The organism is Streptomyces lomondensis, assembly GCF_014651035.1.
Lineage (GTDB): Bacteria > Actinomycetota > Actinomycetes > Streptomycetales > Streptomycetaceae > Streptomyces > Streptomyces lomondensis.
The window spans coordinates 772288-790163 of the sequence record NZ_BMWC01000001.1 but is presented as its reverse complement, the minus strand read 5'-3'; the positions used below and the strand labels follow the sequence as shown (position 1 = coordinate 790163).

Genomic DNA, 17876 nt, shown 5'->3' with positions numbered 1-17876 from the left:
GCGCGGTGGCGGTGATCTTCGCCTGCCCGCTCACCGCCGCCCCCGCATCACCCCCAGCTCCCCCCTCAACCTCTGCGCCCGCAGCACCAGTTCCAGTTCGAAACGCCGGTCGGGGTCGTCGATCTCGTCGCCCCACAGTTCGCGGATCTGGCGGAGGCGGTAGCGGACGGTCTGGGGGTGGACGCCGAGGCGGGTGGCGACCTCGGGGGCGCCGCCGCGGGTCTCCAGCCAGGCCAGGAGGGTCTCGGCCAGGCGGCGGCCGTGGGTGGGGCCGCAGTGGGTCAGGGGGGCCAGGCAGCGCAGGGCCAGGTCGTCGATCAGTTCCTCGGGCTGGAGGAGGACCAGGGCCTCGGTGTGCTCGGTGCAGTAGAGGACCTCGCCGGAGGGGAGGAGGTCGCGTTCCATCAGGCGGACCGCCGCCTCGGCCCAGCGCAGGGACTTCGCCGCGTCCGCGAGCGGGACCGGCGGGCCGATCGCGCCGGACCAGCCGGCCAGGGCCCGGTGCAGGAGTTCGGGGCGGCCGGCGGCGTCGGGCTCGGGGACGACCATCCGGGGCTGTTCGTATTCCATGTCGAGCAGGACGCCCTGGCCGACCGCGGGGGCCATCGCCTCCCGGGCGGGGCGCAGCAGGACGCCGACCGCGACCTTCTCGGGCAGCGGCCAGCCGATGCGGGCGGCCCGTTCGGCCAGGGCCTCGGCGGGGTCGCCGCGGTGGTGTTCGGCCAGCAGGAGTTCCATGAGGCGGCGTTGCAGGCGCAGGCGTTCGCCGGCCTGGCGGGCCGCCGCCTCGGCGTAGCCGCGTACGGACTGGTCGACCAGGCCGTCCAGGTACTCGTAGCCCGCGTCGACGAGTTCGTACATCGCCGGGGGCGGGATCTCCACGCGCTGGCCGATGTCGGCGAACCGGCGCCAGGCCAGGCGTACGCCCATGCGGTAGATGGCCTGGAGGGAGTCGAGGGAGCGGCCGTTCAGGCCCTCGCCGCGGCCGAAGTCCTGGAAGACGCCCGGCGGTACGGTCGGGCGGCCCTCGGAGTTCTCCAGGTGCTGCACGAAGACCTCGATGGCGCGGCGGATGCCGACCAGGGCCATCGGCTCACCGGAGTCGTCGAGGACGACGGGCAGATGCGGGTACTCGCGCTGTATCTCGCGGAGGATCTCCTCGGCGAGTTCGGGCGCCTCGGCCATGGCGATCGCGGCGAACCGGCGCACCTGGAAGCGCGGTACGTCGTGCCAGGCCGAGCGTGTGGTGACGGTTCCGGTGCGGGCGGCCGTCATCGGTCAACTCCCCTGCCCGGCCTGCTCGTACGTGATCAGGGGCGTGTTCGGCTGGTCGGGTGTGGCTTCGAGCAGCGCGACCACGCCCAGCGCGGCGCCCACGGCGAGGGCGGCGGCGAGCGCGACGGTCAGCGCGGCAGCGAGCAGTCTGGACATCGCAGGGTCAGCCTCTCTGTCCGGATTCGTCCGGAGATCGTCCGGAGGTTGTCCCCACCCCGGCACCCCGTCCCTGCCTGTCGCCGCCCAGTCTCGACAAGCATTGACACCCCGTCAAGAGCGGCCTACGGTTCCCGGCCCAACCGCACGCGCGCATTCCGCCGCCGTGCCGGTCCTCTCGTACGTCGAGCCGTCCCAAGCCACTGGAGTGCCCGGATGCGCCGTACAACCTCTCCGTTTTCCCTGGTCCTGCTGGGTCTCGGCACGTTCCTGCTGGTGCTGGCGCCCCTGCTCGCCTGGTACGTGCAGCCGCGCGCCGCGGTGAACCCGATCGACATCGACACGACCGCCGTCTACACCGGCCGGGGCAGCGTCTTCGACACTGACCGGATCGAGACGGTGCCCGACCGGAAGATCACCGTGACCCAGCGGGTGCGGGGCAACGTCGCGGACAGCGAACGCAGCGGCAACGCCGTCTGGGACGTGACGACCACGGTCGACACCGACAAGTCGCTGCCGGCCGCCGACCCGCACGACGCGCTGGACTTCACGCCGCACCGCTGGGTGATGGACCGGAAGACCACCCGGCCCGTGCACTGCTGCGGGGAGAAGCCCTACATCGAGGGCGAGGCCTATCTGAAGTTCCCCTTCGACGTGCAGAAACGCTCCTACCAGTGGTGGGACAACACCCTCGGCGACACGGTCGTGCTGCGCTACCGGGGCACCGAGAAGGTCCAGGGCTACACGGGTTACAAGTTCACCGGCTCCGTGCCGCCGACGAGGACCGGCACGCGCATGGTGCCCGGCACCCTCGTCGACCAGCCGAACCGGCCGCAGGTGCTGGCCGAGGAGTGGTACGCCAACCACGGCTTCGAGCTGATCGTCGACCAGGCCACCGGCCGGGTGCTGTACGCGCAGACCGGGCCGAAGCGGACTCTGCGGGCGCCGGGCGGTACGAAGGACGCGGCGGTGCTGCTGGACAGCCGGAAGATCTCCTTCACGACCGAGACGCAGAAGGAAGCGGTGCGGCAGGCGGAGCGCGACAGCGGTCAACTGCGCCTGGTGGGCGTGACGTTGCCGATCGGGGCGGCCGTGGCCGGTTTCGTACTCGCGGTGATCGGTGGTGTTCTTGTGGTGCGTGGGCGGAAGGAGCCGGAGCAGCCCGTTCCTTCCGATTCGTCTGACATGCCCCAGCCCACGCTCACGATGTGATGTGACGTCAGCTCTAACAAAGCCGGAAATTGTCACGTCGGTGAGTAGCCCTGGCGAACGTCCGGGCGAAAACTGTCCAACCCCACCCGAGCACAACCCGTCCACACCCCCCTCCCAGGAAGAGCTCAGGCCCCCCACAGGCCGACCCCCCTGCCACGCACACACCCCCCACGTTTCCCCACGCTGAGTTCCGCACCCCGAGACGAGTTGGAGCACCCATGCCCCAGCACGTACCGTCCCAGCTGCGCGCCGCGTCCCCCAGCGCGCCGCAGCACCCTCCGGCGCTCCCCCCACATCCGCGCCGGATCGTCTTCCTCGCCCATCGAGATCTGGACAACCCGTCCGCCGGCGGCTCCGAGCTGCTGGTCGACAAGCTCGCCGACGGGCTGACCCGGCTGGGCCACCAGGTGACCCTGCTGTGCGGGGGGCCCGCGGCCTTCCGCGACTACCGGGTCGTGTCGGCGGGCGGCCCGTACGGGCACTATCTGCGCGCCCGGTCGGCCTTCGCCCGGCAGGTCGGTGACTGCGATCTGCTGGTCGAGGTGTGCAACGGCATGCCGTACCTGGCGCCGTTGTGGCATCAGGGCCCGACCTTGTGTCTGGTCAACCACGTCCATACCGACCTGTGGACGATGCGCTTCGGCGGGCCGCTGGCCCCGGCGGCGCGGATCGGCCGAAGACTCGAACACTGGGCGCTGACCGGGGCGCAGCAGAAGAACCTGCTCGTCGCCGTGTCCTCCTCGACCGCCCACGCCCTGCGGGCGATCGGCGTCGAGCGGGAGCGGATCCGGGTCGTGCACAACGGCGTCGAGGAGCCCGGGCCGAGAGCCGAGCGCTCGCCGGAGCCGTTGTTCGTCGCCGTCGGGCGGCTCGTCGAGTACAAGCGGATCGATCTGCTGCTGCGGTTGTGGGAGCGGGTGCGGCCGGTGACCGGCGGGCGGTTGGTGATCGTCGGGGACGGGCCGGAGCGGGCCCGTCTGGAGCAGCTCGCCGGGCCCGGTGTGGAGTTCACCGGGTTCGTGCCGGAAGCCGAGAAGCACCGTCTGCTGTGTGCGGCTTGGTTGCTGCTGCATCCCTCCGCCGTGGAGGGGTGGGGGCTGGTCGTGACGGAGGCGGCGGCTCGGGAGACGCCGGCGGTCGCCTTCGACGTGCCCGGGCTCAAGGACTCCGTGGTCGATGGTGAGACCGGGGTTCTCGCGCGCGGTGAGTCCTCGTTCGCGGCGGCGTGGTGCGCGTTGGCTCTCTCCGGGCGGCGGCGGGAGTTGATGGGCAAGGCGGCCCGGGAGCGGGCGGCGCAGTTCCGGTGGGACCGGACCGTGCGGCAGTTCAGGGCTGTTGCCGCGGAGGCGGTGAGGGGCTGGGCTCCGTGACGTCGCCCATTCGCCGTGTCGGTGATGCCGTGTCGCGTGTGCGGGTTGTGCGTGGCTGGTCGCGCAGTTCCCCGCGCCCCTCGAAGGGCGATTCCCCGCACCACGACGTGAGGGATCCCTCCTTTCGGCGCTCCCTCGCCCTGTTCCGCGCCTTCCTTCACGAGCAGGACGACCCCGAGGCGTGCTACTCCCTGCTCGCCCGCGACGCCGTCGATCAGGTCGAGGCCTACGACGGGTCCGTCGCCGGGCGTACCGTCCTGGACGTCGGCGGCGGCAGCGGGTACTTCACCGAGGAGTTCCGGCGGCGTGGGGCGAACGCGTTCCTCTTCGAGCCGGACATGGCCGAACTCGGCGAGAAGCCCCCGGAGTCGGCCGTCGTCGCCGACGGGTATCTGCTGCCGCTGCGGGACGGCGTCGCGGACGTCACCTTCTCCTCCAACGTGCTGGAGCACGTGGCCGACCCGGAGACGTTCCTCAGCGAGCTGGCCCGGGTGACCCGGCCCGGCGGGCTGATCTACGTGTCGTTCACCAACTGGCTGTCGCCGTGGGGCGGGCACGAGTGGGCCCCGTGGCACTACTTCGGCGCGGAGCGGGCCCGGGCCCGCTATCTGCGGCGGACCGGCAGGCCCGCCAAGCACACGCTCGGCGAGAACCTGTTCGCGGTGCACATCGGCTCCACCCTGCGGCAGGTGCGCGCCCGCGACGACGTCACGGTCGTCTCGGCGCGTTCCCGCTACTGGCCCTTCCTCGCGGAGACCGTCGTCAAGGCGCCCGGGATCCGCGAGTTCGCCACCTGGAACCTCCTCCTCATCCTGCGGCGGTGTTCTGCATGACAACCACGGTCCAGGCTCCTCCCCCGGCAGCCGTCCCCACCACCGCGGCCGCGGCCGGTCCCCCTGAGGGCCCGCGGTCGCGGCGCTGGCTGCTGGGGTTCTGGGCCGTGGTGTTCGTGTTGTTCCTCGCGGTGCGGCCGGGCCGGCAGACCTTCGACACCAAGCTCGGCGTCACGGTCGACCCGGGGCAGTTCCTCGCCGACCTCGGGCAGTTGTGGCACGACCGGGCCGGGTTCGGCGGCATCCAGGACCAGTACGTCGGCTATCTCTGGCCGATGCTGCCGTTCTACTGGCTGTGCGACCTGGTGCGGTTGCCGGTGTGGCTGGCCGAGCGGCTGTGGATGTCGTTGATCGTCTCCGTCGCCTTCTGGGGGGCGTTGCGGCTGGCCGAGCGGCTGCGGGTGGGCAGTGGGGCCTCCCGGTTGCTGGGGGCCGTGGCGTATGCGTTGTGGCCGGTGTTCACGACCGTCGTCGGGTCGACGTCGGCCGCCGCGCTGCCCGGGGCGTTCCTGCCGTGGGTGCTGCTGCCGCTGACGAACGAGCGGTACGCGGCCCGGGTCGCGGCGCTGCGGTCGGCGCTGCTCGTGCCGTTCATGGGCGGGGTGAACGCGTCGGCGACGCTGGCGTCCCTGCTGCCGGTCGGGCTGTATCTGCTGTCCCGGCCGCCGGGGCCGCGGCAGCGCAAGCTGATCGCCTGGTGGGCCCCGGCCGTGATCGTGGTGACGGCCTGGTGGTGGGTGCCGCTGCTGCTGCTCGGCGTCTACGGCGAGAACTTCCTCCCCTATATAGAGACCGCGCGGACGACCACGGACACCATGTCGGCGACCGAGGCGCTGCGCGGCGCCGGGAACTGGGTCGCCTATCTGCACTTCGGTGAGGCGTGGCTGCCCGCGGGGTGGGCCGTGGCCTCGTCGGTCGTGGTGATCGTGTGCTCGGCGCTGGCGGCCGGTCTGGGGCTCGCCGGACTCGCCCGGCGGGACCTGCCCGAGCGGCGGTGGCTGGTGCTGACCGTGCTGGTGACGGCGCTGGTGCTGCTCGCCGGGTACGGCGGCGCGTTCGGGGCGCCGTTCCACGGGGTCGTGCAGGGCTGGCTGGACGGGTGGCTGTCGCCGTTCCGGAACATCTACAAGTTCCAGACCGGCCTGGCGCTGGCGCTCGTGCTGGGCCTGGCGCATCTGGTGGGTGTGGCGGCCGAGCAGCGCGGGGCCCGGCCGGTGCGCGGCCGGCGTTTCGCCCCGCTGGTCGCGGCCGTGCTGATCCTTCCGGGGCTGCTGTGGCCGTACCTCAACGGCTCGATCCTCAACCCGGGTTCCTTCCAGAAGCTGCCCACCTACTGGCAGGCCACGGCCGACTGGCTGGAGAAGTACTCCCCCGACTCCCGCGCCCTGGTCGTCCCGGCGACCGCGCACGGCATCTACACCTGGGGCTCGCCCATCGACCAGCCGCTCGACGTGCTGGCCGAGTCGCGGTGGGCGCAGCGCGACTACGTCCCGTTCGGCACGCCCGGCAACCGGCGTGCCATGGACGCCGTCGAGCAGGCGCTGCTGACCGGGGGCGAAGTGCCGGGCCTGGCCGACTACTTGAGCCGGGCCGGGCTGTACTACGTCGTCGTACGCAATGACCTGGATCCCGACCAGATCGGGTACGTGCCGACCGCGACCGTCAAGCGCACCCTCGAACAGTCGGGGTACGAGCGGGTGACGGGGCTCGGGCCGGTGATGACCGGCGGCAGGATCGCGCAGGACGCGCCGCTCCAGGTCGAGGGGCTGTACCCGCGGCAGCGGGCCGTGGAGATCTACCGGCCGGCCGGGGACGACGTGATCCGGCCCGGGCAGGCCGGGCTCGCCCCGGTCGCCGACACGGCCGTGGTGTCCGGCGGGCCGGAGGCGCTGCTGCCGCTGGCGTCCCAGCTGCGCGGCCGGGCGACCGTCCTGACCGGCGACCACCACCCCGGGCTCGGCACCCCGGCCGTGCAGGTGGTGGGTGACGGGATGCGGCGGGCGGACACCCGGTTCGGGGTGGTCAACGCCGGTACGTCGTACACGTACACGCGTGACGAGCGCAACGCGCCCGACGCCCAGCAGGACCCGGGCGAGAAGCCGCGCCAGATCCTGCCGGCCGAGGGCGTCGAGCACCAGACGGTGGCCGAACTGCGCGGCGCCCGCTCGGTGACGGCGTCCTCGTACGGCAACTGGCTCTTCCACCTGCCGCAGTACGACCCGGTGAACGCCTTCGACGGCAACCCGGACACCGCCTGGGCGGAGGGCGCGCCGGACACGCCGGACGGGCAGTGGCTGCGCATCGGCTTCACCGGCTCCTACGCCATGCCGTCCTCCTTCAAGGTCACGCCGCTGCCGCAGGAGAGCGTGCGGGCGGCGGCGACGAAGGTACGGGTGGAGACCGAGAAGGGCGCGAGGACGAGCTTCCTCCAGCCGAACGGCATGACGCAGCGGATCAAGGCGCCCGAGGGCGCGACGCGCTGGATGAAGCTGACGATCGTGGACTCGGTGGAGCGCCGGGCCGGTCTGACGGGCGCGGGCTTCTCCGAGATCGACCTGCCGGACGTGCGGGTGACGCGGCTGCTGCGGCTGCCGGCCGACGCGGACCAGGCCACCGCGGACGCCACCGTCGTCTCCCTGCGCCGCGCCTCCGACCCGACCGGCCTGTCCGCGACCGGCACGGAGGCCGGGCTGCACCGCCGCTTCACTACCCCCGCCGCCGGGACGTACGAGGTGAAGGCGAGCGCGGTGCCGGTGCCGGGCGAGGAGCTCGACGAGCTGCTGTACGAAGTGGCGCCCGAGCAGCAGGCCCGGATCGTCGCCACCGCCGACTCCACGGCACGCCTCGGCGCGGGCCTCGGGGCGCGCAACCTGACCGACGGCGACCTGACGACGGCGTGGATCGCGGGCGACCGGCCGACGATCCACCTGCGCTGGGACGGCAAGCAGCCGGTCGGGGAACTGGTCCTGGCCCCGGCGGGCGGCCTGTCCACCCGCGCCTCCGAGGTGCACATCAGCTCCCCGGACGGCGCGGCCATCGCCGGCGTCGACGAGAACGGCTGGGTCCGCTTCCCGCCCATCACCACCGACCGGCTCGACATCACCGTCACCGAGACGGCCCCGCTGACCCTCCACAACCCGGTCGCCGACGAGGACCTGCGGCTGCCGGTGGGCCTCACGGAGGCGTACATCCCGTCCCTCGACCAGTACCGCACCCCGCAGCCGGACGGCACCCGGACGTTCTCGCTGCCGTGCGGGAAGGGCCCGGACGTGGCGCTGGACGGCGAGCTGTACCAGACGAGCGCGAAGGGGACCGTCCGGGACCTGGTGGAGCGGCGGGGCGTGGAGGTGACGCTCTGCCAGGAGGGCCGCGGCGACACCGAGGTGCGGCTGCCCGCGGGCGAACACCGGCTGGAGGGCGGCGACGCGGGCCCGCTCGCGCTCACGGACGTGACCCTGACCCGCGGGACGGTCCCCGAGGCCGCCGCGGCCAGGCGTGAGCTGCGCGTCCGGGACTGGCTGGGCGACCGGCGCGAGGTGACGGTCGGCTCGGGCGCGGCCTCGTACCTGACGACGTACGAGAACTTCAACGAGGGCTGGCGGGCCACGCTGAACGGCAAGGAGCTGACCCCGGTGCGGCTGGACGGCTGGCAGCAGGGCTGGCGGATCCCGGCCGGGGCGGGCGGCTCGGTCAAGCTGTCGTACGAGCCGGCCACGACGTACGACGCCGGGCTGATCGGCAGCGGCGCCGGCATCGCGGTCCTGCTGGGCCTGGCCCTGTGGCGCCGCCGCGCCCCCAACCCGGACGCGCCGCAGCCGGCCCCGCCGCTGCCCGGCCTGTGGCTCGGCACGGTGGCGCTGACGCTGGTCGGAGCGGTGATCGCGGGCTGGTTCGCGCTGCTGGTCCCGGCGCTGGCGCTGCTCGCCGCGCGGCGGCACACGCTGCTGGTGCCGATCGCGTTCGCGGCGCTGGCGGCGGCGGGGATCGTCGCGGCGGCCGGGGCCGGGGAGCCGGTCGGGGCGGGTGCGGGCGCGTTCGGACACCTGGCCCAACTGCTGGCGCTGATCGGCCTGTTCGCGGGGCTGGTGAGCCTGCGCGAGCGGCCGCCCTCGGAGGCGCCCACCCGGCAGCTGCCGAGGACGGACACCGGGGAGGGCAGGCCCGCATGACGACACCAGTACGCATTCCGTTCCCGGTGGTGGACGAGGTCTCCCGGCACTGCCTCCAGGAGGAGGAACCCGAGACGGTCCACATCGAGGTCCACCTGCCGGGCACGCTCGACCGGACGCGTCTGCGCAAGGCGTTCACGGAGGCCCTGTACCGGCACCCGCGGATCCTGATGCGGGAGGCGCGGGGGCCCTGGTACCGGCGGCGCTACGAGTGGGAGCTGACGGCGGAACCGGACGTGGAGGTGGTGACCTTCGCCCCGCCGGGCCCCCGAGCCCTTCAGGACGCCAGGACCCGGGCCCTGGCGGAGGCACCGCCGCTGTCGATGTCACCGCCGATACGGCTCGAAGTAGTCGGCTCGGTCCTCATCCTCACCATCAACCACACCGCCCTGGACGGCCCGGCCTGCCTCCGTGTCCTGGCAACGGCCGCGGAGCTCTACGGCGGCAGGGACAACGCCCCCGCGGCGCCCCCGGTCCGTCCCGCGGAGCCGCACCGGGAAGCCCCGGACACCCCGGCCAACTGGTCACCCCCCGCGCGGGTCGCGCACGGCACGCCCGACCGCTCCCCGGGCAACGGCATGCTCGTCACCGAACTGCCCGTCCCCCACCGCCCCAAGGGCTCCCCCTACACCGTCAACGACCAGCTCATGGTCACCACGGCCCTGACCCTCGCCCACTGGAACCGGGAACACGGCTCCCGGCCCCGACCTCTGCGCATCACCATGCCCGTGGACGACCGGCCCCGCGACACGAGCATGCCCATCGGCAACGGCACCCGCCTGGTCGAAGTCCCCTTCGCACCCGGCGAGTTGAGCGATCCCGACCTGCCCACCCTGCTCCGCCGCACCGCGGAGCGCACCCGCGCCCTGAAGTCCCTCCCCCGCCCCCAGCTCGGCCACGGCGCCGCCCTGCTCACCGCCCCCTGGGCCCCGGTCGCCGCCCGCGCCGCCCTCACCCGCGCCCTGCGCAGGGCCGCCGCGCCCTGGACGTCGACGACCCTGCTCAGCAACATCGGCCGCATCCCGTACCCGCTGGACTTCGGCGAGGAGGCGGGACGCGCGCACGCGGTCTGGTTCTCCGCCCCGGCCCGGATGCCGCGTGGTCTGACCGTGACCACCGCCTCCACGGCCGGCCGCCTCCACCTGGCCCTGCGCTGGTCCCGGGCCCTGCTCGGCCACGGCGACGGCGCCCACCTCCGCGACCTCTTCGAGCACTATCTGCACACCACGGAGGTGACCTCGTGACGACCTCCCCTGTGAAGCCCCGCGATCTGCGCGACTTCTACGAGAACCCGGCCGTGCCCGTCGCCTCCGGCACCCCGCGCAGCCTCCGCCAGGCCCGCATGCTGGCCCGGGCCCTCGGACCGGCCGCCGACCACCCGCAGACCGTCCTCGACATCGGCTGCGGAGACGGCACCGCCGCCGCCACCGCCGCCCCCCTCCTCCCCGGCCACCGCGTCATCGGCGTCGACTGGTCCCAGGACGCCCTGCGCCGCGCCCGCACCCGCATCCCCTACGCCGTCCGCGGCGAACTCACCGGCGGTGGGCTGCCGTTCGCCGCCGAGTCGGCCGACGCCGTGCTGTTCAGCGAGGTCATCGAGCATCTCGTCGACCCGGACGCCGCGCTGGACGAGATCCGGCGGATCCTGCGCCCCGGGGGCCATCTGATGCTGTCCACCCCGAACCTGGCCGCCTGGTACAACCGGGCCCTGCTGCTGGCCGGCGTGCAGCCGGTCTTCTCGGAGGTCAGCCTGCGCGGCATCCACGGCCGCCCGGGCAAGGAGGTCGTGGGACACCTGCGCCTCTACACCCCGCGCGCGCTGCGGGAGTTCGTCGCCGCCTCCGGGTTCACTGTCGTGAGGCTCGAAGGCGCTCCCTTCCACGGCGTGCCGCGCCCGCTGCGGCCGCTGGACCGGCTGGCCTGCGCCCGGCCGCAGCTGGCGTCGATCCTGCTGCTGCACGCCAGGAGGACGTAGCCCATGTGGTGGGGAGTGGCCGCGGCCCTGCTGGCGAACACCCTGTACAGCCTGGGCTTCGTGCTGGAGAAACGGGCGCTCACCTCGCTCCCGGAGGTGACGATCCGGCAGCCGGCCCGGCTGCTGCGCCTCGTCCTCGGCAGCCCCCTGTGGATCGGCGGCTCCCTCGCCCTCGCCGCCGGGTTCGCCGCGCAGCTCGTCGTCTACCGCACCCTGCCGATCGCCGCCGCGCAGGGCATCTTCGTCTCCGGTCTGGTGCTGCTGGTGCTGCTGTCGGCCCGGCTGCTCGGCGAGGAGACCAGCGGCCGGGAACGGTACGCCCTGGGTGCGATCCTGCTCGCGCTGCTGATGGTGGTGCTGTCGCTGCGCGAGGGCGCGGACACCGTCAGCCAGGACGCGCCCTACCAGCTGATCCTGCTGGTGTGCGTGCCGTCGCTGGCGGCCGGGTTGTGGCTGTACGGCTCCGCCGAGCGGCGCGCCCGCAACCGGCACCGGCGGCCGACGACCGGCGTCGAGTACGGCGTGGCGGTGGGCCTGCTGTACGGCGTCAGCTCGCTGGCCATCAAGGGCGTCTCCAGCCACCTGACGACCAGCGGGATCGGCGCCGCGCTCCTGGACCTGCTCAGCTCCCCGTATCCGTATCTGCTGCTGTTCACCGGCGTGTTCGGCCTGGTGATGTCGCAGGCGGCGCTCCAGCGCTGCCGGGCCTCGCTGATCGTGCCGGTGTGCACGACCGTGACCTCCCTGTTCACGGCGGTCCTCGGCACGCTGTCGTTCGGCGAGGCCCTGCCGGGCGACCCGCTGCGGCTCGCGCTGCGGGTGGCGGGCACGGCCCTGGCGGTCGCCGTCCTGCTGACCATGCCGAAGCACGACTCCGCTCCCCAGCCCCCCGCACCAGCCAAGGAGTTGGCATCACCATGAAGCCCGACGACCCGCTGCTGAAGATCCTGGCGTGCCCGCTCGACAAGGGCCCGCTGCATCTGCTGCCCGAGGAGGCCGGGCAGGAGGAGGCCAGGCAGGAGGAGGCGCTGTACAACCCGCGCCTGCACCGCCGCTACCCGATCGTCGACGGCATTCCGCAGCTGCTGCCGTCCTCGGGCGAGCAGGTCCCGGACGACGTGCACGAGGAACTTCTCAAGAGGATGGCCCCATGACCAGCCTGGCAGCCCGCCTCGCTCCCTTCCTGCCCGCCCGCCTGGTGGCCGCGACGGCCCGGGCGCTGTACCCCCGGTTCGAACCGGAGCTGTCCCGGCTCGCCGAGCTGTGCCCCGCCGACTGCGGTACGGCGGTGGACGTCGGCGGCTGGTACGGCCCCTGGACGCACCGGCTGTCCGGACGGGCGGAGCAGGTCGTGACGGTCGAGCCGGTGCCCCATCTGGCCCGGCTGCTGGCCGCCGCGGCCCCGCCGAACGTGCGGGTGATCCGTGCCGCCGCCTCGGACCGCCCGGGCATCGCCCGGCTGTGGCTGCCGTCGGACGACTCGGGCGACCGGGGCGTGTCCTCGCTGGTCCGCCGCGACATCCACGGCCGGGCGCTGGACGTCCCCTGCGTCACGCTGGACGAGCTGGGCCTGCGCGACGTCGGCTTCATCAAGATCGACGTGGACGGCAACGAGCCGGCGGTACTGCGCGGGGCGACGGGTCTGCTGGCCCGCGACCGGCCGGCCCTGTTCGTGGAGCTGGAGTCCCGCATCCAGCCGATCGCGCCGGTGGTGACGTACCTGTCGCTGCTCGGCTACGAGGGCTGGGTGCTGCCCGGCGACAGCTGGGTGCCGCTGGCCAAGTTCCCCCTGGAGGACCATCAGGCGGGCGCCTCGTACGTCGTCTCCCACGGCCTGCTCCGCCGCGTCCTGCCGTCCCCGCTCCGCAGGGGCCCGCGCTACGTCAACTCCGTGCTGTTCCTGCCCGACGGCCGCCGCCCCGGCACGGCCCCGGTGGGCGACGATGGGTCCCATGCCCTCCGGAAAGCGCCCCGCTAGCCCCTTCACCCCGCTCGACTTCCAGCTGGTGCTGCTGCGCCGCATGGCCGACCACAATCCGGGCCTGGTGGAGGACGCCCGCCATGAGCTGGGCGTCTCGATCGCCGACATGCGCGAGGCCAACAAGCGCTGGCAGGCGATGGTCCGCTCCCCGCGCGGCCGCGCGCCCCTGTCCCGCTACCGCTCGGTCCTCGGCGACCCCGAGTCCCGTACGGCACGCCGGATCGGCGACCTCGACTGCGAGGCCTGGCTCTGGCCCGTGCCCCTCTGGCCCGATCTGCGCTTCGAGGCGCTGACCGCCCCGAACGGCGCGGTGTGGAACGAGTGGCTGGTCCGCGCCCCGGGCCAGAAGGGCCCCGGCCTGCACACCCTGGACGACCTCACCCCCTGGTCCTGCACGGTCGACGAGGCGTCCCGCGCCTTCGCCCCGGCCCGTCCCCTTCAGGGCTCGGCACCGACCCGGTGGGGGCTGGCGTTCACGGCGCCGGACGCGGAGGGGGTGCGGCGGGAGGTCGTCGCGGAGTTCACCTGGGGGTTGCTGCAACGGGTGGCCGTCACCGGCACGCAGGGCTGAAGGGCTCCGGATCAGCCGGCGGCGGCCAGTACCGCCCGCACGACCCTCGGCACGGAGTCCGCGTGCAGCCACAGGAACAGGTTCGGCTCGATCAGCTCCAGCTCCATCACGCACGGCTCCCCGTCCGCCCCGGTGACGAGGTCCACGCGCGCGTAGAGCAGCTCCGGGTCCCCGGGCACGGCGGCCAGCGCCCGCTCGGCGACGGCCAGTTCGGCGGCGGTCGGCTCCCAGGGGCGCAGGTCGGGGTGGGCGTCCTTGTCCGCGTCGTACGGTGTGCCCGGCGCGAGGACGGCGCCCTTGACGCTGGCGTGCAGCAGGCGCCCGCCGAAGAACTGCAGGGCCCGCTCGCCGGCCGTGTCGATGCTGCGCACGTACGGCTGCACCATCGCCGTGAAGCCCTCGGCGTGCATCCGCTCCAGCTGCCGTACGGCCGTGTCGTGCTCGTCGTGCGTGTAGCGGGCGGCGAAACGGGCGCCGGCGCCGGAGGTGGGCTTGACGACGTACTCGTGGTGGTCGGGCAGGTCGGCGGGCTCGCCGGGCGCTATGTACCGGGTGGGGACGACGGGCACGCCGGCGGCCGCCAGATCCCCGAGGTACCGCTTGTCGGTGTTCCACCGCACGACCGCGGGCGGGTTGGCGAGCCGCGTCAGCTTCCCGCAGCGCTCCACCCACGCCGTGAACTCCTCCGCCCGCCAGCTGTAGTCCCAGGTGGACCGGATCAGCGCGAGGTCGAAGCCGCCCCAGTCGGCGCCGGGGGCGTCCCAGGGCACGGCGACGGCCTCGGCACCGGCGTCCCGCAGCGCCCGTACCAGGAGCGGAAGGTCCCGGTCCTTGCTGGGCTCGGGGCCGGAGTCGTAGGTGACGAGTGCGATACGGGGCACAAGGGGCTCCCTCTTCGTGTGACCGGGTGACCGGGTGACCGGGTGACCGACCGGCAGGCTAACAACCGCCGCCGGAACCAAACAGCCCGCTTGACCTTCACCTTCGGTGAAGCCCCAGCATCGGTGGCGGAACGGGAGGAGGTGGCGAGGTGCGCGGGGACATGCTGACGATCGGCGCGTTCGCGAAGGCGTGCCGGCTCTCGCCGAAGGCATTGCGCCTGTACGACGAGCTGGACCTGCTGCGGCCCGCCCGGGTGGACCCGGACACGGGTTACCGGTACTACGCGGTGGCGCAGCTGGAGCGGGCGCGGCTCGTGGCGTGGCTGCGGCGGCTCGGGATGCCGCTGGCCGAGATCCGCCGGACCGTCGCCCTCGATCCGGCGGCCGCCGCCCGGGAGATCCGCGCCTACTGGGCGCGGGTCGAGGCGGAGACGGCGGTACGGCGGGACCTCGCCGCGTTCCTGGTCGATCACCTGACGACGGACTCGCGAGGGTCCGGAGAGGACACCACCATGCTGGAACTGCGTTATTCCGCCCACTCGGACACCGGCCGCGTCCGCCCCGCCAACCAGGACACGGCGTACGCGGGCACGCGGCTGCTCGCGGTGGCCGACGGCTTCGGACCGGCGGGGGCGCCCGCGAGCAGCGCCGCCGTGGAGGCGCTGCGCCGCCTGGACACGGACGAGGTCCCGGCCGGCGGCGTCCTCAACCTCCTGGAGGACGCGGTGCGGGGCGCCGAGCAGGCCGTCCGGGACGTGGCCGGCGGCGCCGACGACATCGGCACGACCCTGACGGCCCTGCTGTGGACGGGCTCGCGGCTGGCGCTGGTGCACATCGGCGACTCGCGCGCCTATCTGCTGCGCGACGGCGAGCTGTTCCGCATCACCCATGACCACACGGTGGTCCAGTCGATGATCGACGAGGGCCGGCTGACCGTCGAGGAGGCCACGTCCCACCCCCAGCGCGCCCTGCTCCTGAAGGCACTGACCGGTGACGGGACCAACGCGACCCCCGACCTCCGCCTCCACGACGCCCACCGCGGCGACCGCTATCTGCTGTGCTCCGACGGCCTGTACGGGGTCGTCCCCGAGGACCGGATCCGCGGCCTCCTCGCCGCGCCCGCCGCACCCGACGAGACGGTGGCGGCCCTGGTCGGCGCGGCGAACGAGGCCGGCGGGCCGGACAACGTCAGCTGCGTGGTGGCGGACGTGGTGCAGACCGTGGACCGCGCGGGCGTCTAGGACTCCCCCGGCTCCCAGTCCAGCAGCCGCACCTTCGCCACCGTACGGACGTGGCGGCGCATGGCCGTGGCCGCCTGGCGGGGCTGCCCGGCGGCGATCGCGTCGAGGATGGCCCGGTGCTGGGAGAGGGAGCGGGAGGGGCGGCCGGGCTGGCGCAGGGACTCGGTGCGGCTCTCGGCGATCTGCTCGGCGATGGAGCGCATGAACTCGGCGAGCAGACTGCTGTGGGCGGCCGCCGTCACGGCCGCGTGGAACAGCCGGTCGCCCTCGACGCCGTGCCCGCCGGCCTCGATCTCCTCCGCCATGTGCGCGAGCGCCGAGCGCATCGCCGCCAGGTCCTCCTCCGTGCGCCGCTCGGCGGCCAGTTCGGCGAGCTTCGTCTCTAGCGCCTCCCGCGCCTCCAGGACGTCGGGCAGGCGCCGGCGGCGTTCCACCATCCGCTCGACCGGCTCGGTGTCGAGGCTGTCCCGCACGAGGTAGGTGCCCCCGCCGTGCCGGGCCTCCACCAGGCCCTGGACCTCCAGCACGACGATCGCCTGCTTCACCGAGGCCCGGCTGACCCCGAGCCGCTGCGCGAGATCACGCTCGGGCGGCAGCCGGTCGCCGGCGCGCAGGCCGCCCTCGGCGACGTACTGGCGCAGCCGCTCCAGCACCTGTTCGTAGAGGCGCTGCTTCGTCATGGGGCGCAGGGCATCGGTCATGGGACCCCCCTCTCGTCGGGAGCGTAGCACCGGCCCTTCACAGTGGCGGAGTGGCTGAGCCAATTTTCGCGCACCCCCTTGACGGGCGCCCGGCCCGCACCCACGCTGTTCGACCAACGCACCTCAAGTGGCTCAGCCACTCGGCCACTGTCTGGTGCTCCCAGCCGCTCCGGGGCCCAACGACGGGAGCCCGCATGTCCCCCGAACTCATCTCGATCCTTGTCCTCGTCGTGGTGTTCGTCATCGCCACCACCCGTTCCGTGAACATGGGCGCGCTCGCCTTCGCCGCCGCCTTCGGGGTCGGCGGGCTGGTCGCCGACCTCGACGCGGACGGCGTCTTCGCCGGTTTCCCCGGTGACCTGTTCGTCGTCCTGGTCGGCGTCACGTACCTCTTCGCGATCGCCCGCGCCAACGGCACCACCGACTGGCTGGTGCACGCCGCCGTCCGGCTGGTGCGGGGGCGGGTGGCGCTCATCCCCTGGGTGATGTTCGCCCTGACGGGCGCGCTCACGGCGATCGGCGCGGTCAGCCCGGCCGCGGTCGCGATCGTCGCGCCGATCGCGCTGAGCTTCGCCGCGCGGTACGGGATCAGCCCGCTGCTGATGGGCGCGATGGTGGTCCACGGCGCCCAGGCCGGCGGCTTCTCCCCGATCAGCATCTACGGCTCGATCGTCAACGGCATCGTGGAACGCGAGAACCTCCCGGGCAACGAGGTGGTGTTGTTCCTGGCGTCCCTCGCCGCGAACTCGGTCATCGCGGGGGTCGTGTTCGTGGTGTGCGGCGGCCTGAAGCTGTGGGCCCAGGGGGTGGTGGACGAGCCCGACCCGGCCTCGGCCACTCCCACCGTCACAACGGAAACCACCAGTCTCACTCCGTCCCGCATCGCCACCCTCACCTCCCTCCTGGCCCTGGTCATCGCCGTCCTCGTCTTCGACCTGGACGCCGGCCTGACCGCCATCACCCTCGCCGTGGTCCTCAGCACGCTCTGGCCGGAAGACAGCCGCAAGGCCGTGGGCGAAATCGCCTGGCCGACCGTCCTCCTCATCTGCGGCGTCCTCACCTACATAGGCGTCCTCGACGAGATGGGCACCATCACCTGGGCCGGCGAGGGCGTGGGCGGCATCGGCGTCCCGCTCCTCGCCGCGGTCCTGCTCTGCTACATCGGCGCGCTGGTCTCCGCCTTCGCCTCCTCCGTCGGCATCATGGGCGCCCTCATCCCCCTGGCCGTGCCGTTCCTGGAGCGGGGCGAGATCGGAGCCATCGGCATGGTCGCCGCACTCGCCGTGTCGGCGACGGTCGTGGACGTCAGCCCCTTCTCCACGAACGGCGCACTCGTCCTGGCCGCCGCCCCGGACGTGGACCGCGAGCGTTTCTTCCGGCAGCTGATGGTGTACGGAGGGATCGTGGTGGCCGTCGTACCGGCGGTGGCCTGGCTGGTGATGGTCGTCCCCGGCTGGGGATAGCCGCACCGGCCCAGGACAACCGCAGGCAACAGCTAAGGAGATGTGACG

The 17876-nt window shown here is 73.3% G+C and carries 16 protein-coding genes; 12 read left to right on the top strand and 4 right to left on the bottom strand.

What is annotated here, in order from left to right; all coding sequences use genetic code 11:
- Positions 1-30: 30 nt before the first annotated feature.
- Together IE255_RS03420 and IE255_RS03415 are read right to left on the bottom strand one after the other, a co-directional pair.
- Positions 31-1275: a PucR family transcriptional regulator gene (locus IE255_RS03420; protein ID WP_190048581.1), complete on the bottom strand. Its 1245-nt coding sequence runs from the start codon at positions 1273-1275 to the stop codon at positions 31-33.
- A 3-nt stretch (positions 1276-1278) separates the two neighbouring features.
- On the bottom strand, positions 1279-1431 hold the full coding sequence (locus IE255_RS03415) for a hypothetical protein (RefSeq protein ID WP_010042314.1): 153 nt from the start codon (positions 1429-1431) through the stop codon (positions 1279-1281).
- A gap of 216 nt (positions 1432-1647) precedes the next feature.
- Between IE255_RS03415 and pgfA the strand changes: the two genes are divergently transcribed.
- The 10 genes from pgfA to IE255_RS03365 all read left to right on the top strand — a co-directional run bounded on the left by pgfA (position 1648) and on the right by IE255_RS03365 (position 13542).
- The gene (pgfA, locus tag IE255_RS03410; RefSeq protein WP_190048580.1) at positions 1648-2643 is read left to right on the top strand and encodes a cell envelope lipid trafficking protein PgfA; all 996 of its coding nucleotides are present in this window, start codon (positions 1648-1650) and stop codon (positions 2641-2643) included.
- A gap of 218 nt (positions 2644-2861) precedes the next feature.
- On the top strand, positions 2862-4013 hold the full coding sequence (locus IE255_RS03405; RefSeq protein WP_190048579.1) for a glycosyltransferase family 4 protein: 1152 nt from the start codon (positions 2862-2864) through the stop codon (positions 4011-4013).
- 107 nt (positions 4014-4120) lie between these two features.
- Complete coding sequence (locus IE255_RS03400; protein WP_190048578.1) at positions 4121-4846, top strand: class I SAM-dependent methyltransferase; 726 nt, start codon at positions 4121-4123, stop codon at positions 4844-4846.
- Positions 4843-9015, top strand: coding sequence for an alpha-(1->3)-arabinofuranosyltransferase (locus IE255_RS03395; protein ID WP_190048577.1), 4173 nt, complete (start codon positions 4843-4845; stop codon positions 9013-9015). Before IE255_RS03400 ends, IE255_RS03395 begins: the two co-directional genes overlap by 4 nt.
- On the top strand, positions 9012-10259 hold the full coding sequence (locus IE255_RS03390) for a condensation protein (protein WP_190048576.1): 1248 nt from the start codon (positions 9012-9014) through the stop codon (positions 10257-10259). The genes IE255_RS03395 and IE255_RS03390 overlap by 4 nt, the downstream gene beginning before the upstream one ends.
- Positions 10256-10990, top strand: a complete 735-nt coding sequence (locus IE255_RS03385; RefSeq protein WP_190048575.1) for a class I SAM-dependent methyltransferase — start codon at positions 10256-10258, stop codon at positions 10988-10990. The genes IE255_RS03390 and IE255_RS03385 overlap by 4 nt, the downstream gene beginning before the upstream one ends.
- A gap of 15 nt (positions 10991-11005) precedes the next feature.
- Positions 11006-11911, top strand: coding sequence for a hypothetical protein (locus tag IE255_RS03380; RefSeq protein ID WP_190049335.1), 906 nt, complete (start codon positions 11006-11008; stop codon positions 11909-11911).
- On the top strand, positions 11908-12144 hold the full coding sequence (locus IE255_RS03375) for a Trm112 family protein (RefSeq protein WP_190048574.1): 237 nt from the start codon (positions 11908-11910) through the stop codon (positions 12142-12144). Before IE255_RS03380 ends, IE255_RS03375 begins: the two co-directional genes overlap by 4 nt.
- Positions 12141-12968 carry an FkbM family methyltransferase gene (locus IE255_RS03370; protein WP_190048573.1) on the top strand — a complete coding sequence of 276 codons (828 nt, stop codon included), beginning with the start codon at positions 12141-12143 and terminating at the stop codon, positions 12966-12968. Before IE255_RS03375 ends, IE255_RS03370 begins: the two co-directional genes overlap by 4 nt.
- A complete protein-coding gene (locus tag IE255_RS03365) occupies positions 12934-13542 on the top strand; it encodes a hypothetical protein (RefSeq protein ID WP_190048572.1) in 609 nt (202 codons plus the stop codon). The genes IE255_RS03370 and IE255_RS03365 overlap by 35 nt, the downstream gene beginning before the upstream one ends.
- An 11-nt stretch (positions 13543-13553) precedes the next feature.
- Here IE255_RS03365 and IE255_RS03360 read toward each other — a convergent pair whose 3' ends face one another.
- Entirely contained in the window at positions 13554-14423 is an 870-nt protein-coding gene (locus IE255_RS03360; protein WP_190048571.1) for an ATP-grasp domain-containing protein, read from the bottom strand.
- Positions 14424-14584: 161 nt separating this feature from the next.
- Between IE255_RS03360 and IE255_RS03355 the strand changes: the two genes are divergently transcribed.
- Positions 14585-15664 (top strand): MerR family transcriptional regulator, encoded by a 1080-nt coding sequence (locus IE255_RS03355; protein ID WP_190048570.1) that lies wholly within the window; start codon positions 14585-14587, stop codon positions 15662-15664.
- On the opposite strand, the gene IE255_RS03350 is transcribed toward IE255_RS03355, so the two are convergent.
- Complete coding sequence (locus tag IE255_RS03350) at positions 15661-16365, bottom strand: FadR/GntR family transcriptional regulator (protein ID WP_190048569.1); 705 nt, start codon at positions 16363-16365, stop codon at positions 15661-15663. The genes IE255_RS03355 and IE255_RS03350 overlap by 4 nt on opposite strands.
- A 194-nt stretch (positions 16366-16559) precedes the next feature.
- Between IE255_RS03350 and IE255_RS03345 the strand changes: the two genes are divergently transcribed.
- Positions 16560-17828, top strand: a complete 1269-nt coding sequence (locus IE255_RS03345; RefSeq protein ID WP_190048568.1) for an SLC13 family permease — start codon at positions 16560-16562, stop codon at positions 17826-17828.
- Positions 17829-17876 lie beyond the last annotated feature (48 nt).

Excerpts from the sequence above, each read along its gene's own strand:
- IE255_RS03420 (WP_190048581.1), bottom strand. The coding sequence starts at position 1,275 with ATGACGGCCGCCCGCACCGGAACCGTCACCACACGCTCGGCCTGGCAC.
- IE255_RS03415 (WP_010042314.1), bottom strand. The coding sequence starts at position 1,431 with ATGTCCAGACTGCTCGCTGCCGCGCTGACCGTCGCGCTCGCCGCCGCC.
- pgfA (WP_190048580.1), top strand. The coding sequence starts at position 1,648 with ATGCGCCGTACAACCTCTCCGTTTTCCCTGGTCCTGCTGGGTCTCGGC.
- IE255_RS03405 (WP_190048579.1), top strand. The coding sequence starts at position 2,862 with ATGCCCCAGCACGTACCGTCCCAGCTGCGCGCCGCGTCCCCCAGCGCG.
- IE255_RS03395 (WP_190048577.1), top strand. The coding sequence starts at position 4,843 with ATGACAACCACGGTCCAGGCTCCTCCCCCGGCAGCCGTCCCCACCACC.
- IE255_RS03390 (WP_190048576.1), top strand. The coding sequence starts at position 9,012 with ATGACGACACCAGTACGCATTCCGTTCCCGGTGGTGGACGAGGTCTCC.
- IE255_RS03375 (WP_190048574.1), top strand. The coding sequence starts at position 11,908 with ATGAAGCCCGACGACCCGCTGCTGAAGATCCTGGCGTGCCCGCTCGAC.
- IE255_RS03370 (WP_190048573.1), top strand. The coding sequence starts at position 12,141 with ATGACCAGCCTGGCAGCCCGCCTCGCTCCCTTCCTGCCCGCCCGCCTG.
- IE255_RS03365 (WP_190048572.1), top strand. The coding sequence starts at position 12,934 with ATGGGTCCCATGCCCTCCGGAAAGCGCCCCGCTAGCCCCTTCACCCCG.
- IE255_RS03355 (WP_190048570.1), top strand. The coding sequence starts at position 14,585 with ATGCTGACGATCGGCGCGTTCGCGAAGGCGTGCCGGCTCTCGCCGAAG.
- IE255_RS03350 (WP_190048569.1), bottom strand. The coding sequence starts at position 16,365 with ATGACCGATGCCCTGCGCCCCATGACGAAGCAGCGCCTCTACGAACAG.
- IE255_RS03345 (WP_190048568.1), top strand. The coding sequence starts at position 16,560 with ATGTCCCCCGAACTCATCTCGATCCTTGTCCTCGTCGTGGTGTTCGTC.